This window comes from Luteococcus sp., from assembly GCF_043424415.1.
In the GTDB taxonomy this organism is placed as follows: domain Bacteria; phylum Actinomycetota; class Actinomycetes; order Propionibacteriales; family Propionibacteriaceae; genus Luteococcus.
In genome coordinates this window covers 1-13311 of the sequence record NZ_JBHWOO010000180.1, presented here as the reverse complement: position 1 = coordinate 13311, position 13311 = coordinate 1, and the positions used below count along the sequence as shown (strand labels likewise).

The window sequence follows — 13311 nt, the reverse complement described above, 5'->3', positions numbered from 1 at the left end:
CCACCAACCAGCACCGGCCCACCCTCATCGCCCAACGAAACGACGCCTGCGCCAAAGGACAAACCCGCCGCACCGAGATCTACACCCACCTACTCGAAGACCTCGATCACGCCACCGCTTGACACCGATCACCCACATAAGCCGATGCCGCCTTCAGCATCGCATTCGCTCTTCTCAGTTCCGCATTCTCCCGCTTCAGACGTTTGATCTCGGCCGACTCCTCGCTGGTGAGGCCCGGGCGCTGGCCCTGGTCGACCTCGTCCTGACGGACCCAGCGCCGCAGGGTTTCCGGGGTCGAGACTCCGACCAGTTCGACGACCTTGATCATCGCGGGCCAGTCGCCCTCGTAGTCCGGGCGGGTCTCGTGATACATCCGCACCGCCCGGGTCTTCAACTCAGCCGGGTAGCGCTTGTTCGTGTTGCCTGGCATGACTCCAACCTTCCCAAAGTTCGGAGTCTCCGGACATCCCGGGGCGATTCAGCTTCGGCTGGGTCCCGTCCGGCTCAGGGCGTTGCGCGTCCAGCCACAGGAAGTACTGGGCAACGTGTACTGTGTCGAGGTCATGGGAGACGCCAGCCTCCAGCAGTTGCATGTTCATCCTTACCCCATCACTTGGTGGATGATCCAGTGTGGACATCAGCGTATGACTCCAAGATGGCATCGGAGCACCCGACAGGGCCTTAGGTTGGTTGAAGACCGCCCGCCGGAGTGCTCACCAAGCCGCACAGCCACCATCACGTGCCGAGCAGTCGTCCCCTCCGCCAACGATTGTCCCCGGGGGCGCCAAGGTGCACTCCCCGTTCTCTTCCATCTCGTGGGATAACACGCATGAGATGGCCGTCGCGGGCCCGAGTCTCTCGGTTCGTCAGTCGGGTGGTGAACTCACTTGTCGGAAGGAAACTGTCCACGCGCAAGGGTGGGCATGAGAACTGCGGTGTCGAAGACGCGCTGCGACATGCCTGCCACCGCCTGTCGGATGCACGGATCTTGCTGGCCTCACAGCTGCTCTCGGCCATGCCGTGAAGACCGCCGATATGGCTGCCCAACATCCCTGGCAGTTCGCCTCACCCAGGCGGTGCGAGCTCCACCCCCAGGTGGCTCGCCAGCCAGGTGAATTCGGTGAGGATCGCGCCGATGGACTCCGCGATGTCGGCGCCGCCCACGTGACCCCCGTCACGAATCCGCAGCACGAAGGGTCCTCCGGAGGCGTCCCTCCTGAGCGCACGAACCCACTTGAACGCTTCGAGGGGACTCACACGTGAGTCGTCCAGGCCGGCTGTGACGAGGATGGGGGGATAGGTGCGCCCCTTGATGATGTTGTGGATGGGGGAGTAGGACAGCATGTAGTCGAGCGTCTCGGGGTCGGTCAGAGGATCACCCCACTCGGGCCTATCCGAAATGGTCAGGGGCAGCTCTGGGTGCAGCATGGTCGTCACGGGATCCACGAAGGGAACGCTCGCGGCGGCAACGGCCAGCAGATCGGGTTGCATGTTCAGGACGGCGCCTATCAGCAGCCCTCCGGCACTGCCGCCGTGCGCCCCGATGCGCCTGCGGTCCGCGACGCCGTTGGCAACCAAGTACTCGACCACAGCGATGAAGTCCGTGAACGTTGTCTTTTTCCGCAACCCAGTGGCAGCGGTGTGCCAGTCCCGGCCTCCCTCCCCGCCGCCCCGGACGTGCGCAACCGCGTAGACCATTCCGGCATCGAGCATGCTGGTGATCACCGGGTTGTAGCTGGGGCGTTGACTCACCCCGTACGCGCCGTAGGCAGTGATGACGCACGGCGCGGGCCCGTCTAGTCGATCTGGCCTGCTGAGAACAGTGACCGGGATCTGGACGCCATCGCCGGCGGCCACGTGCATCTCTTCCACGCTGTAGGGTCCACCCACGGCGTACGGCAGTTGGACGTCAAGCTCCGTGCTGGACAGTTCGATGTGGCCCATCGTTGGGGGCTGCACGTACGAGGTGACCGACACCGTGAGCCTGGAACCGTCCCACGGGGGTGTCTGCGCTACCGCGAGGGTGGCGTGGGGGTCGGCCGGCAATTGACGCCAAACAGAGTTGCGGTGCGTCGATCGGACGAGTAGACGGCTGTCCCCAGAGTGATCCTTGCAACCGAGGACCACATGGTCGCGCAGCAGCAATGGTGGTGTGAGTTGGGTATCTTCTCCCGCATCGTAAAGGAGGATCCAACCCCCCAAAGAGTCGATCGGTCGAACCATCAACCGATCGCCTGGGTGGCTGTCGTTCGAGACAAGCGAGAAGATCGCCGGTTTGCCCCCCAGACAGCCCACGTCCACGGTGGCCAAGTGGCTCCCTACGGGTGGCGGGACGGGGGTGACCATGCCCCCAGGTTTCAGTGGGAGGATCCAGTGATTGCTTGTTCCTCGCGCCACCGACGAGATCACCATGTGAGAGTTGTCGGCGGCAAGGCGTGCCCGGAGGCGACGGGTCTGGTCCATTTCTTCAAGTACTGGTTCTCTGTCGTGCGTGTCGATGTCGAGGTGCATCAAGCGCCAGGGGCGTTGGAGTGCGTCGAGTTCCATCCAGTAGGCCGACCGCCCATCGGGTGCCAGCCAGATGCCTGGTCCACACCCATCGACAGGTGGAACAAGCACCTGTCCGCTGGACACCTCGATGATGTTGAGGGTGAAACGCTCGGCCCCGGAGCTGTCGCTTGTCCACGCTGCAAGGCTCCCGTCGACACTGAAGGCGACACTGCCCAGCGCTTGCTTGCCGATCAGGCGTGGCAGATCGAGGGCTGTGTCGTGCGGCATTCCGCTCTTGATATCGCCGGGCGTGGGCATCGGATCGCTTCGGGGCGTACGCACGATCCTGGGGACCGTGGCCTTGTCATCGACCACTGGCAGGTACCAGAAGTCGCCGAGCGCCTGGGCGGGTGGCAACTCTGAGGCCAAGAGCTGCCATGCGGGGTGCCTCGCCGCCAATCTGGCCACGGTGTCTGTCATGCTGCTCAGCGCGTCGCTCGCTGCTTGGTTCTCTTGGTCTAGTTCTCGTCGAAGCAACGATGGGTGGTCGCGCAATCCGTCCCACGGGTCCTGCCAGACCCTGCCCAAGACATGGATGGTCCGCGACGCATCGCCGACGCTCATCCCAGCCCCCCAGTCGCGGCGCGCAAGTTGTGATCGTGAGCCCACAATGCGATCTGCACGCGATTGTTCATGTCCAGCTTGGTGAACACTGAACTGATATGTGCCTTTATGGTCGTCGTCTCGAGTCCCAGACGACGGGCGATCTGTTGGTTGGTGAGCCCTTCGGCGATAAGGGCCGACACTTCCTGCTCGCGGGGGCTCAAGATGCTGGGGGATCTGTCGTCCGTTGGTCTGGCTCCTGCTGGGCGGCGGTTGGAAAACTCGGCTGCGAGGCGGGCAGCTAGCCGCGGCTTCAGCCAGCAGCCGCCGGCTGCTACCACCCGGACTGCATCCGGCAGGTCATCGAGGTCGATGTCCTTGTTGGCGAAGCCGCTCGTGCCGAGGTCCATCGCTGCGAACAAGTACTCGTCCAGCTCGAATGTGGTGACGGCCAGGATCTTCGTGGATGTCTCCCGGGCGAGGATCTCTTTGGTGGCCCAGAGTCCGCTTCCTTCGGGCATGCGTAGATCCATCAGCACAACTTGCGGGTGCAGCTCTCGGCACAGGGCGATGACCTCGCGCCCGGTCGATGCTTCACCGATCACCTCTATGTCAGGCTCGTCGGCCAAGAACTGGCGTAGTCCTCGGCGGATGATCGGCTGATCGTCCGCGACGACGACGGTGATCGCTTCGTTGTCTAACGCTTTGTCCACTGTTCCTCCGGTGTCGAGTCGCCGTCGCACTGAGCCTCTCTGGTGGGTAGCGGCGCGTCAAGACGTCACGGTTGGGCGGCCGCGTCGGTGCCGTCCAAAGGTCGATGGATCCGGGAGGTCCCCTACTCCTTTGGTGCCATTCGTATGCCCTACTTAGCGACAATCCCCACGGCCTCCACGCCCGCTTACGGCAGCTTTCAAACGCTGTTTGGCTAGGAGTGTTACTTCCTCGATCGTGGATTAGGAGCCGTTCGCTACCGGAATAATCCCCCATTGACTGGCTCTGACGGCCGGGAGAGCTTCATCTCATACAACGCGGCATTTCCACCTTGGAGACCTGACATGGACATGAAGTACATCGCCTACTGCTTCGCTGATCCCGCGTTCTACGACGTGGCTCGGGTCGGCCAGGCGACGCGCCAACGCCGCTTCGAGCTCCCCCGCCAGGTGTCGTGGGGGGCGTGGGGGATCGAGGTGTCGAACGGCTGGTGCTATGTCATGCCCCAGGAGCCAAACCTCGTCGAGCAGGGGTGGAAGATCCACGTCTCGGCGACGATGGAAAACGCGCAGAAGATCCTGGATGCGGTGGCCCTCTACTGTCATCGCGAATCGATCTCGTTCAAGTACCTGCCGACTAGCGCAGAGATGCAACGATCCAACATGAAGTACGCTCACCGCGGGGGGAGCGGGAAGTTCATCACCATCTACCCCGACTCGGAGCAGGCATGCTCCCGGATCCTGCACGAACTGGACGACATCATTGGCGGGGAGTCCGGTCCGTACATCCTCAGTGACATTCGTTTCCGTAACGGCCCACTCTACTGCCGCTACGGCGGCTTCAAGCCGATGTACGTGCGCTCCGACAGCGACGAGATGGTCCCAGCCATCCACCACCCCCAAGGGCAGCTCGTTCCGGACGAGCGCCAGCCGGTGTTCCGCCCCCCGGAGTGGGTGACCCTGCCGGCTTTCGTGCAGGAGCAGGTTGATCTGTTGGGGAGCAGTGCCCGTCCCGAGGACTTTCCCTACCAGGTCGTCGAGGCACTCCACTTCAGCAACGGCGGCGGCATCTACAAGGCCATCCCCTCCGAGGGAGGCGATGCGGTGGTGCTGAAGGAGGCTCGCCCCTTCGCGGGCCTGGGTCCGGATGGCAGGGATGCGGTTGAGCGTCTCCGCAAGGAGGAAGACTTTCTGAGCCGACTGTCGGATGTGGAAGCGGTGGTGAAGCTGCACCACTGCTTCGAGGCGGGAGGTCATCACTTCCTCGTAGAGGAGCTCATCGAGGGCACCACGCTGAACCAAGAGATGGTGCTGAGGTCTCCCACCATTAGGGGCAACGCCACCGACGATGACTTCATCGAGTACAAGGAGTGGGCTGTCGGCCTCCTCTCCCAGATCGAGGAGGCGGTGAGGCTGTTCCACAGCCGGGAAATTGTGTTCGGGGACCTGCACCCGAACAACATCATCGTGACGCCCGACGGTCGCGCTCGGTTCATCGACTTCGAAATGGCATACGAGGTGGGTGAGACGAATATCGCCCCAGCTGGGGCCCCGGGCTACGTCGCCGAAGACGGCCGGACCGGCGTCGCCGCCGATCTGTACTCTCTGGCGTGCATGCGCCTGGCTATGTTCCTGCCGCTCACTGTCGTGTTACCGCTGGATTCCTCGAAGCTGGCGTCAATGGTCGATCAGGCCCGCCAGACGTTCCAGCTGGATGAGGACTACTGCCATTCGATCATCACCGACATGGACCTGCCTGCATCGACCAGCCACCTCAGTAGCGGCGCACGTCGGGTCCGCGAACTGCGCGACAACTGGGCCATCGACAGCCCCATGCACATGACGGACATCGACCGTGCCATCGGGCGTGGCATCGACGATTCCGTGGACCTATCGCGATCCGACCGTGTGTACCCCGGAGACGTCCGACAGTTCAGCGAAGGGGGCTTCGGGATAGCCACGGGAGCGGCGGGGGTGTTGGTCGCCTATCCGGAAGCGCAACGCCGGGACGAGGTCCTGGACTGGATCGAAGACGCGGCCGAGAACCCCCAACAGATGTCGGTTGGGTTCTTCGATGGGATCGCCGGCGCGGCTTGGGCGCTGGCCCGGTTGGATCGACCTGCTGCTGCCAATCGGCTCTACCAGCGGCTGGCCAGCACCGACTTCTCTCGTCTCACGAGCGACATGTACTCCGGCTTGTCCGGGATTGGCATCAGCATGATGGACGACGCCCTTTGCCAGGGCGAACCTCGCCGCCATGCCTCGTCGATCGCGCAGATCCACGATGTCATGGCAGAACGGTTCGGCGAGGATCGCTCGGCGATGGTGCGCGACGTGCGTGGCTACGCCACCGCCGCGGTGGGTAAGGGTGGGCTGATGTGGGGCATGGCCGGCCAGGCCATGTTCTGGCTCGCGAGCTACGAGTTCACCAGGGACACCGACGACCTCGATCGCGCCGACTTCGTGTTGCGTCGTGAGGTGGAGCTCCTGACCCCCACTTCTGACGGATCGTTGCAGCTCAACGAAGGCTGGCGTGTGCTGCCCTACATCGCAACCGGATCCATGGGTGTGGGCCTCGCGATCATGCGGTATCTCCGCAACAGGGAGGACGACGGGCTCGTCCATGTGCTGCAAGGGATCGAACGTAACATCGTTCCGCCGTTCGCCATCCAGAGCAACCTGTTCAACGGCCGCGCGGGGTTCACGATGTTCATCGACCGGATCCTGGACACCCCCTATGCGCAAGTGGCGAGCCTGGAGACCTTGCAACGCGAAGCGACTCGGCTGGGCACCCACGCGCTAGTGCGTCGCAACGGGATCGTGTTCCCAGGCGAGCAGCTGATGCGTCTCTCGACGGACCTTTCCACGGGAAGCGCAGGCGTCCTAGCCGCGCTGCGCATCTACGCGAAGCGGTGCCTTGGCTCCGAACGTGTGGAGCCGGCCGCGTTCCTGCTGGACTGCTGGTCCCCCCAAAGCAGCCCGCATCTCAGCGGGATCGCCACGACAACCGAAGGGAGGTGAGAAACATGGCATCGATCCTCGAACTGCAGGAACTGGCTGCCGACAAGAACGATCATCGCAGCCCCAGCACCAACTCGAATTGGCTCTGCTACAGCAACACCAGCTGGCTGTTCTGCTGACCCCCACGAAAGGAAGACCCGAATGTCCACCATCCTCGAACTCCAGACCCTGGCCAACGAGACGCATCAGGATCGTTCACCGAGCACCAACAGCTGGGCGTTCTGCTTCAGCACCACCAGCGTCATCGTCTGCTGACCCAACAAACCCGAAAGAAGACAGAAATGAACTTCATCTTGAGCCTCCAGGCCGCCGATGCCGACCACAACGACGAGCGCTTCTGGAGCACCTGGAGCCTCGTGGGCTGCGCGAGCAGCTTCAGTGCCGCGGTCTGCTGAAAACGCGCTCGGTACATCGAAGGAGGTGAATCCAATGACGGACATCCTTTTCCTCCAGTCGTACGCCAGCGACGAGGACACACACCGGATCGGCAGCACGACCAGCCTGCTCCTGTGCGGCAGCAGCGTCAGCGCCTGGTGGTGCTGACTCCCAATCCACAGTCGGTCTACAGCATGCGAAGGAGGTGACAACAATGAACTTCGTTCTCCAGCTACAGGACGCCGAGGTCGGCACATCCGACGACGCGCGCACCTGCAATGTCGTGAGCTTCGCCAGCTGCTCGATCTGCTCGGTCAGCCTGGCCTCGGTGGCGCTCTGCCTCACCGTCTGACGATCGCAAGTCAAAGGACGGTGGTTGCGGGACCAACGCACGATCCCGCAACCACCGCTCTAGAAAGGATACGTCCATGCCCACGCGCCTCGATCCCGGGAATGTCCCGGATGCGCCACCCACACTCCTCCAGTACGTGGCCCAACTCACCAAGGGCCACCGGGGTGTACTGGCGGCCGCCGTAGCTCTGTCCGTCATTTCCGCGGTAGTGACCATTTTTCAACCACGCTTGCTGCAGAAGGCCGTAAACGACGGCATCCAAGGTCAACTGGCCACCCGAACCGTCGAACAGCTCGCAGCGCTGGTTGCGACCGCCACGGTGATCGCTGCCGTGCAGTCCTACTTGGCTGGGCGCGGCTCGGAGGCGGTTGCCCACGAGCTACGTTCGCGCATCTCGGAGCGCTACGTCGAGATGACCGTCGAAGAGCGCGACCGCTCCAACAGCGCAGATCTCCTGTCACGAGCCACTGTGGACAGCCTCATGGTGAAGCAATTCCTGGCAGCCGGCGTCCTTCCCGTGTTCGGATCGCTGATCATGATCGTAGGCATGGCAGCCTTCATGGTGACCGCTGATCTGCTCCTCTTCGCGGTGACTGCGGCGTCGTTCGTCATAGGACTCGTGCTCGTACTGACCGTGACAGGTCGCGCCAATCGGATGTCGACCGAGGTGCAGGAATCGCTCGGATCGTTCTCCGTGAGCGTGGACAGGGTTCTCGCGGCTCTCCGCATCGTCAAAGCCACGAATGCCCAGTCGAGCGAGCTCAGACACCTGATCGATTCATCGCGAGGCGTCTACCGGACGTCGATGAGGATCACGAGGTTATCCGCCTGGATCCAGCCGGCGCTCAACGTCTGTGTCCAAGCGGCCATCGCTGCGGTCATCATCGTGGGCACGCAGCGTCTCGCGCAGGGGGCGCTAACCCTGGGGGGCTTCTTGGCGTACCTGATGTACATGTTCATGATCATCGTTCCCATTGGTGCCCTGGGCGGAGCTTTGACTCAGACCCAAGTTGGGCTGGGTGCGTTGCGCAGGTGCCACGAGATTGAGTTCGTCGAGACGGAGGCGGACGCCCAGGTAACTGCTAGGCCCGTGCCGACCGAGGGTAGCCCTCTGCTGGAGTTCGACGCGGTCACCTTCGGCTACGAGGAGTCGGTGCCGACACTCCAATACGTCAGTTTCAGCCTCCAGGTCGGGGAACGGTTGACCGTGCTGGGTCGCTCTGGTGCCGGCAAGAGCACATTGCTGGAGCTGGTTGAGCGGTTCTACACACCCTCGAGTGGGCAGATTCGATTCAAGGGGGTCCCGATCGAGGAGCTCGAGATGTTCGACTACCGCCGCCGTCTAGCGCTGGTGCCTCAGGAGGCCTCCATCCTCAGCGGCACCCTCCGAGACAACCTCTTGGTGGGTGGGGCCAATCGGGACGACGACACCCTCACCCGGGTGCTTCACAAGGTCGGGCTCACCGACTTGCTCGGCAAGAGCCACTTCGGCTTGGACGCCGACCTGGGGCAGGCCGGGGTGAGCCTTTCTGGCGGCCAGCGCCAACGCATCGCATGGGCTCAGGTACTGCTCAGCGATGCCGAGCTGGTGCTCATGGACGAACCCGACGCGAATCTCGACCCCGCGACACGGCGCAGCTTGGCGGCGATCCTGGACGAGTTCAGCAAAGACCGGGCTCTCGTCGTCGTGTCACATGGCGTGGAGCGCCTCAACCCTGAAGACCGAGTCCTGATCTTGAACCAAGGGCAAGTCGCCGGGGATGGACTCCTGGAAGAGCTGTCTGACTGCAACACGAGCTTTCAAGAGCTCCTGGCGGCTCCCCAAGCCGCATGAGCGTGAGGAGACAACAGTGACCATCGACGAACAGAGCTTCGTGAACGCGACGCGCCTACACGACGTCACCCCAGAAGCCCCCATCGTTGTTCGCGGGCTGAGCAAGAGCTTGGGGGGTGACCCGGTCCTCCACGACATCACGTTCGTGGCTCGAAGAGGCGCTGTGACAGGACTGGTGGGGCCGAACGGCTCCGGCAAGACAACAACGTTGCGGTGCCTGTTGGCCTTGGCCGAGCCAGATTCCGGCCAAGCCTTGGTGGAAGGAGTCCCTTATCGACAGATCGGGCGTCCTGCGCGAATCCTCGGCGCTATGTGTGAGAACGCCGGTCTTCAACCAGGGAGGAGCGCCAATGACCACCTAGAACTCGCGCAGGCCATGGCTAGTGTGAGCAGCGGCCCCGCGAGTACGCAACAGTTGCTGGACCAGGTGGGGCTGCCGGGGTGCGGCAAGACGAAGGTCGGGCAGATGAGCTTGGGCATGCGTCAGCGACTGGCCCTGGCCATCGCCTTGGTGGGCTCGCCGAAAATTTTGGTCCTGGACGAACCCGCCAACGGCCTGGATCCAGAAGGTATCGAGTGGCTACGAGGGTTTCTGCGGCGATTCGCCGCAAACGGGGGGACGGTTCTCATCACGAGCCACATCCTGAGTGAAATGCAACGACTGGTCGATGCTGTGGTCGTGATCCGTGGTGGCCGCGTCGTCGCCATGTCCGACACATGCCCGGACGATCTCGAGGACTTCTATCACGCCACGCAGACGAACGAGAGGGTCCGGACATGAAGGTCGAGTTGATGAGAATGAGAAAGGGGCGGCTTGCCTTTCTCGCGGCGGCTGCACTCGCTGTGGGCACGATCCTGCTGGCGACCATCGAGGTCTTCGCTATAGCGGCCATTCGCGCCCTCATCAAGTTGAATGCCGTGGTGCCCAACGCTACCCAAGCGCAACACATGTCCCCAGAGACTCTGTCGAAGCTCTCGATCGACACCGTCGACATGCAACGTATCGCCCTCGATCCGACGGGAGCCAGCGGCGGCACGAGCATCGTCGCATTGGGTCTCGTTGCCCTAGGTGGGCTGTTCGTGGTGCGGGAATACCGGTACGGCTCGATGGCAGCCACCCTCATTGCGCAGCCGCGGCGGCAGCGGCTGCTGGCCGACAAGGTGGCCGCAGTTGCGCTGACCGCGCTACTCATTTCTGCTGGAATCGCCTTCGTGCGTTTCCTCATCCTGCGGTGCGGCTTGGCTGCACAACATGCCAGCCTCCACCTCACTGGGCTGCAGGTGCTCGCGTTGCAATTCCGCGGAATTGCCGCGTTGACCTTGTGCGGCTGCCTCGGAGCTGGCCTGGGTTTCCTGGTGCGTCGTCAGGCCCCGCTGCTTGTGGGGCTGGGCGTACTCGTCGGGGTCGAGTCGACCATGCAGGCACTTGGCAACGTGGCCGGCGTACCCCAAGCGTTTCACCTCCTCCCTCTCGCCTCCGCCGCTCACTCCGTCGAACTGGGCGCTACGGGTTGGGTGGCGCTGGCGGCCAGCGGCACATGGGCGCTGGTGAGCGTGTTGACGGCTGCGTACAGTTTCACGCGTGAAGAGCTTTCCTTCGTCCCCGCCTAGACGAATCTCCAAGTGAAGCCCATCGTGGGGGCCGGTGAGCGAGCACAGTCGTCGGACGTGGCCGCGCGCTCGTCGGTGGCCGCCGCCAGCGTGCTGTCGTGTGGCCTCCTGACGATCCTCATGGCAGTCGCCCAATCGGCCCGGATGGACGCCTACGCCGTGCTGTTCGTCGTGGTCGTTGTCATCTTGGGAGTGATCGGATTCCTCGCCCTGGGACACCGACCCCTTCTGGTTTTCTGCGTCTTCCACTACAGCGCCGTGTTGGGAGCCTTCTTGCTGGGGAAACCATCCTTGACGCAACTGCTGCTGTACATGCCCCTCGCGTTCATCGTCGGCCACCAACCGAACGTAGTGAAGACTTTGGCGGGCGTCGGACAGGCGATGGCTGTCATGATCATCCTGTATCTGATCGTGCCCTACTGCGGGCCGGCGGGCGGTGTGACCGCGTCATCGCGGGTCCTGATCGGAACTCTTACCAGCGTCATCTTTCTCGGTGCTCCAGCTGCGGCCGGAGCGTGGCTGCAGTGGTCGGCTGAGCGGCGCGAACTCGCCGAACACCTCCTGCTCTTGGAGCGTCGGGAGCGGGCGGCCGCGCTCGCCGAAGCGCTCCAGGACCAGCGGGACCAGATGACTCGGGAACTGCACGACGTTGCCTCCCACCACCTGACCGCGGTGCTCCTCAACGCGAAGCTGGCTCGACGGGCGGTGGCGTCGCACCCCGATCGCGCTGCGCTGCTGCTGAAGGAACTCGAGCAGGAAGCCGGGAGGGCCACAATCAGCTTGCGGGAGATCGCGCAGTGGGTGGCGGATCCCTCGGACGTGCCCATGGCCCCCCAGCCGCAACTCCGCGATGTGGAGGTACTGGTGGACAACACCCGCCGCATCGCGCCACGCATCGAGCTGCAGATAACTGGTGACCTGTCCACCACCACCCCCGCCGTCGAGCTCGCCGGCTACCGGATCGTCCAAGAGTCGCTAACGAACGCCATCCGCTACGCGCCGGGATCCGACATCACCGTGACGATCGCGAACGGCCCGGACGAGTTGATCATCCGTGTCGACAACACGCACGCCCGAGAGCCATCCAGTGGCGTCAGTGGGGGCGGGGCGGGGGTACGCGGCATGGAGCTGAGGGCGCGCCTGCTTGGCGGATCAGCCTCCGCAGGACCCACCGCGTTGGGATGGCGCGTCGAGGCGCGCTTTCCCCGCTTGGAGATGATGCCCACTAAAGAATGACCCTAATAGCCGACCATTGGACGATGCGCACCAGGAAAGAGTGTGACACGCTGCAGGGACGTGAAAGGAGTCCACCATGGTCGGATCATCCAGGCCCGGGCAGCCGCTGGCTGGATATGTCGTCGCACTGGCGTGCCTTGTGACGATGGGCGTGTACGCGTTCATGAAGTGGTCGAGCATGCCGACCGTGATCGTCACCCGGGAGGCCGGAGGTAGGCATGGGGAATCGGTGGCCAGCCGGGCTCTTTCGGTAATGGCCATGCCGTCCGTCCTCATTTTGTGCACAGCGCTGTTCGCGTTGGCCCCGCTCTGGACGCGGATGGTGAATGCGACCCCTCTGGGCAGCGGGTTGAGCAGCATGGGCCAGAGCCGGATTCTGTCCCTCGTCCTCGCCATGCTGGCAGTTCTCCTGTTGTGCTTGCATGTGGGGATCGTGGATATGTTTACCGGACGGGGTCCTACGATGCCGCAGGCGGCCTCGTTTGGTCTGGCGGCCATGATCGTCGGCCTCGCGATCGCCTTCGCCATCCAAGGCAGTCACCGTGGGGTGGAGCTGGGGGCGGCCCTTGCTGCGGCAGGCGTCGTCACCGCGTTGGCCAAGTCGCTGCCGACCGTTGCAATGGCACTCGGATCTCTCGCCCTGCTTCTATTAGTCGGCTACAACTCAATGAAGCTGGGGTGGGAATCCATGGAGCGCCTGCGGAGGCGCCACGAGTCCGGGGACCGGTGAAGAACATGTTCCACAACCCGCTCTTGGCGACCAACGATTGTTGGCTCCTGCAGGATTACCCGCGTGGGCACCGCGCCCGCGAACGCGCGCGCGATGTTGCTCTGCCGACGAGTGACTGCGAGTCGATGCCGGGTGAAGACGATCATCCGATCGGCATCCACTTCGAGGCGTCACGCAGGTGCGTCGACTCCCACGGCATGACCGTGGGGATTCTTTCGGCGTCTTGGCCGAGCGGCCAAGAATAGAGACATCCGCAACCCCACGAGTAACGCCGTGACAGGGCGCGAACAGCTATTGCGGGCCCCAGCTTCCACAGGCAGACCGAATTCAATCGTCATCTCCGGTCAGT

General features: G+C 63.5%; 13 protein-coding genes. 10 read left to right on the top strand and 3 right to left on the bottom strand.

Translation table 11 applies throughout. The features are described 5' to 3' along the window. Window positions 1-106 precede the first annotated feature (106 nt). The 3 genes from ACHFFZ_RS10630 to ACHFFZ_RS10620 form a co-directional block, all read right to left on the bottom strand. Entirely contained in the window at window positions 107-430 is a 324-nt protein-coding gene (locus ACHFFZ_RS10630; protein ID WP_394276599.1) for a transposase, read from the bottom strand. Between the two features lie 635 nt (window positions 431-1065). Beyond that, entirely contained in the window at window positions 1066-3114 is a 2049-nt protein-coding gene (locus tag ACHFFZ_RS10625; RefSeq protein ID WP_394276598.1) for a prolyl oligopeptidase family serine peptidase, read from the bottom strand. Next, complete coding sequence (locus tag ACHFFZ_RS10620) at window positions 3111-3806, bottom strand: response regulator (RefSeq protein WP_394276597.1); 696 nt, start codon at window positions 3804-3806, stop codon at window positions 3111-3113. The genes ACHFFZ_RS10625 and ACHFFZ_RS10620 overlap by 4 nt, the downstream gene beginning before the upstream one ends. A gap of 342 nt (window positions 3807-4148) precedes the next feature. Here ACHFFZ_RS10620 and lanKC point away from each other — a divergent pair, with 342 nt between their 5' ends. The 10 genes from lanKC to ACHFFZ_RS10570 all read left to right on the top strand — a co-directional run bounded on the left by lanKC (window position 4149) and on the right by ACHFFZ_RS10570 (window position 12962). After that, window positions 4149-6824 (top strand): class III lanthionine synthetase LanKC, encoded by a 2676-nt coding sequence (gene lanKC, locus ACHFFZ_RS10615; RefSeq protein WP_394276596.1) that lies wholly within the window; start codon window positions 4149-4151, stop codon window positions 6822-6824. Window positions 6825-6829: 5 nt separating this feature from the next. Beyond that, window positions 6830-6943, top strand: coding sequence for a SapB/AmfS family lanthipeptide (locus ACHFFZ_RS10610; RefSeq protein WP_394276595.1), 114 nt, complete (start codon window positions 6830-6832; stop codon window positions 6941-6943). 22 nt (window positions 6944-6965) lie between these two features. After that, on the top strand, window positions 6966-7079 hold the full coding sequence (locus ACHFFZ_RS10605) for a class III lanthipeptide (RefSeq protein ID WP_394276594.1): 114 nt from the start codon (window positions 6966-6968) through the stop codon (window positions 7077-7079). Window positions 7080-7253: 174 nt separating this feature from the next. After that, window positions 7254-7367: a SapB/AmfS family lanthipeptide gene (locus ACHFFZ_RS10600; protein WP_394276593.1), complete on the top strand. Its 114-nt coding sequence runs from the start codon at window positions 7254-7256 to the stop codon at window positions 7365-7367. A 46-nt stretch (window positions 7368-7413) separates the two neighbouring features. Further along, window positions 7414-7551 (top strand): hypothetical protein, encoded by a 138-nt coding sequence (locus ACHFFZ_RS10595; protein ID WP_394276592.1) that lies wholly within the window; start codon window positions 7414-7416, stop codon window positions 7549-7551. A 76-nt stretch (window positions 7552-7627) separates the two neighbouring features. Continuing rightward, window positions 7628-9385, top strand: a complete 1758-nt coding sequence (locus ACHFFZ_RS10590; protein WP_394276591.1) for an ABC transporter ATP-binding protein — start codon at window positions 7628-7630, stop codon at window positions 9383-9385. 16 nt (window positions 9386-9401) lie between these two features. Further along, a complete protein-coding gene (locus ACHFFZ_RS10585) occupies window positions 9402-10166 on the top strand; it encodes an ABC transporter ATP-binding protein (protein WP_394276590.1) in 765 nt (254 codons plus the stop codon). Beyond that, a complete protein-coding gene (locus tag ACHFFZ_RS10580; protein ID WP_394276589.1) occupies window positions 10163-10996 on the top strand; it encodes a hypothetical protein in 834 nt (277 codons plus the stop codon). Before ACHFFZ_RS10585 ends, ACHFFZ_RS10580 begins: the two co-directional genes overlap by 4 nt. 12 nt (window positions 10997-11008) lie before the next feature. Next, entirely contained in the window at window positions 11009-12232 is a 1224-nt protein-coding gene (locus ACHFFZ_RS10575) for a sensor histidine kinase (protein WP_394276588.1), read from the top strand. Between the two features lie 76 nt (window positions 12233-12308). Beyond that, a complete protein-coding gene (locus ACHFFZ_RS10570) occupies window positions 12309-12962 on the top strand; it encodes a hypothetical protein (protein ID WP_394276587.1) in 654 nt (217 codons plus the stop codon). The last annotated feature ends 349 nt before the right edge of the window (window positions 12963-13311 follow it).

What these genes read in the sequence shown, in the direction of transcription:
- ACHFFZ_RS10570 (WP_394276587.1), top strand. Translation starts at nt 12,309, where the DNA reads ATGGTCGGATCATCCAGGCCCGGGCAGCCGCTGGCTGGATATGTCGTC.
- ACHFFZ_RS10600 (WP_394276593.1), top strand. Translation starts at nt 7,254, where the DNA reads ATGACGGACATCCTTTTCCTCCAGTCGTACGCCAGCGACGAGGACACA.
- ACHFFZ_RS10580 (WP_394276589.1), top strand. Translation starts at nt 10,163, where the DNA reads ATGAAGGTCGAGTTGATGAGAATGAGAAAGGGGCGGCTTGCCTTTCTC.
- ACHFFZ_RS10630 (WP_394276599.1), bottom strand. Translation starts at nt 430, where the DNA reads ATGCCAGGCAACACGAACAAGCGCTACCCGGCTGAGTTGAAGACCCGG.
- lanKC (WP_394276596.1), top strand. Translation starts at nt 4,149, where the DNA reads ATGGACATGAAGTACATCGCCTACTGCTTCGCTGATCCCGCGTTCTAC.
- ACHFFZ_RS10590 (WP_394276591.1), top strand. Translation starts at nt 7,628, where the DNA reads ATGCCCACGCGCCTCGATCCCGGGAATGTCCCGGATGCGCCACCCACA.
- ACHFFZ_RS10625 (WP_394276598.1), bottom strand. Translation starts at nt 3,114, where the DNA reads ATGAGCGTCGGCGATGCGTCGCGGACCATCCATGTCTTGGGCAGGGTC.
- ACHFFZ_RS10610 (WP_394276595.1), top strand. Translation starts at nt 6,830, where the DNA reads ATGGCATCGATCCTCGAACTGCAGGAACTGGCTGCCGACAAGAACGAT.
- ACHFFZ_RS10605 (WP_394276594.1), top strand. Translation starts at nt 6,966, where the DNA reads ATGTCCACCATCCTCGAACTCCAGACCCTGGCCAACGAGACGCATCAG.
- ACHFFZ_RS10595 (WP_394276592.1), top strand. Translation starts at nt 7,414, where the DNA reads ATGAACTTCGTTCTCCAGCTACAGGACGCCGAGGTCGGCACATCCGAC.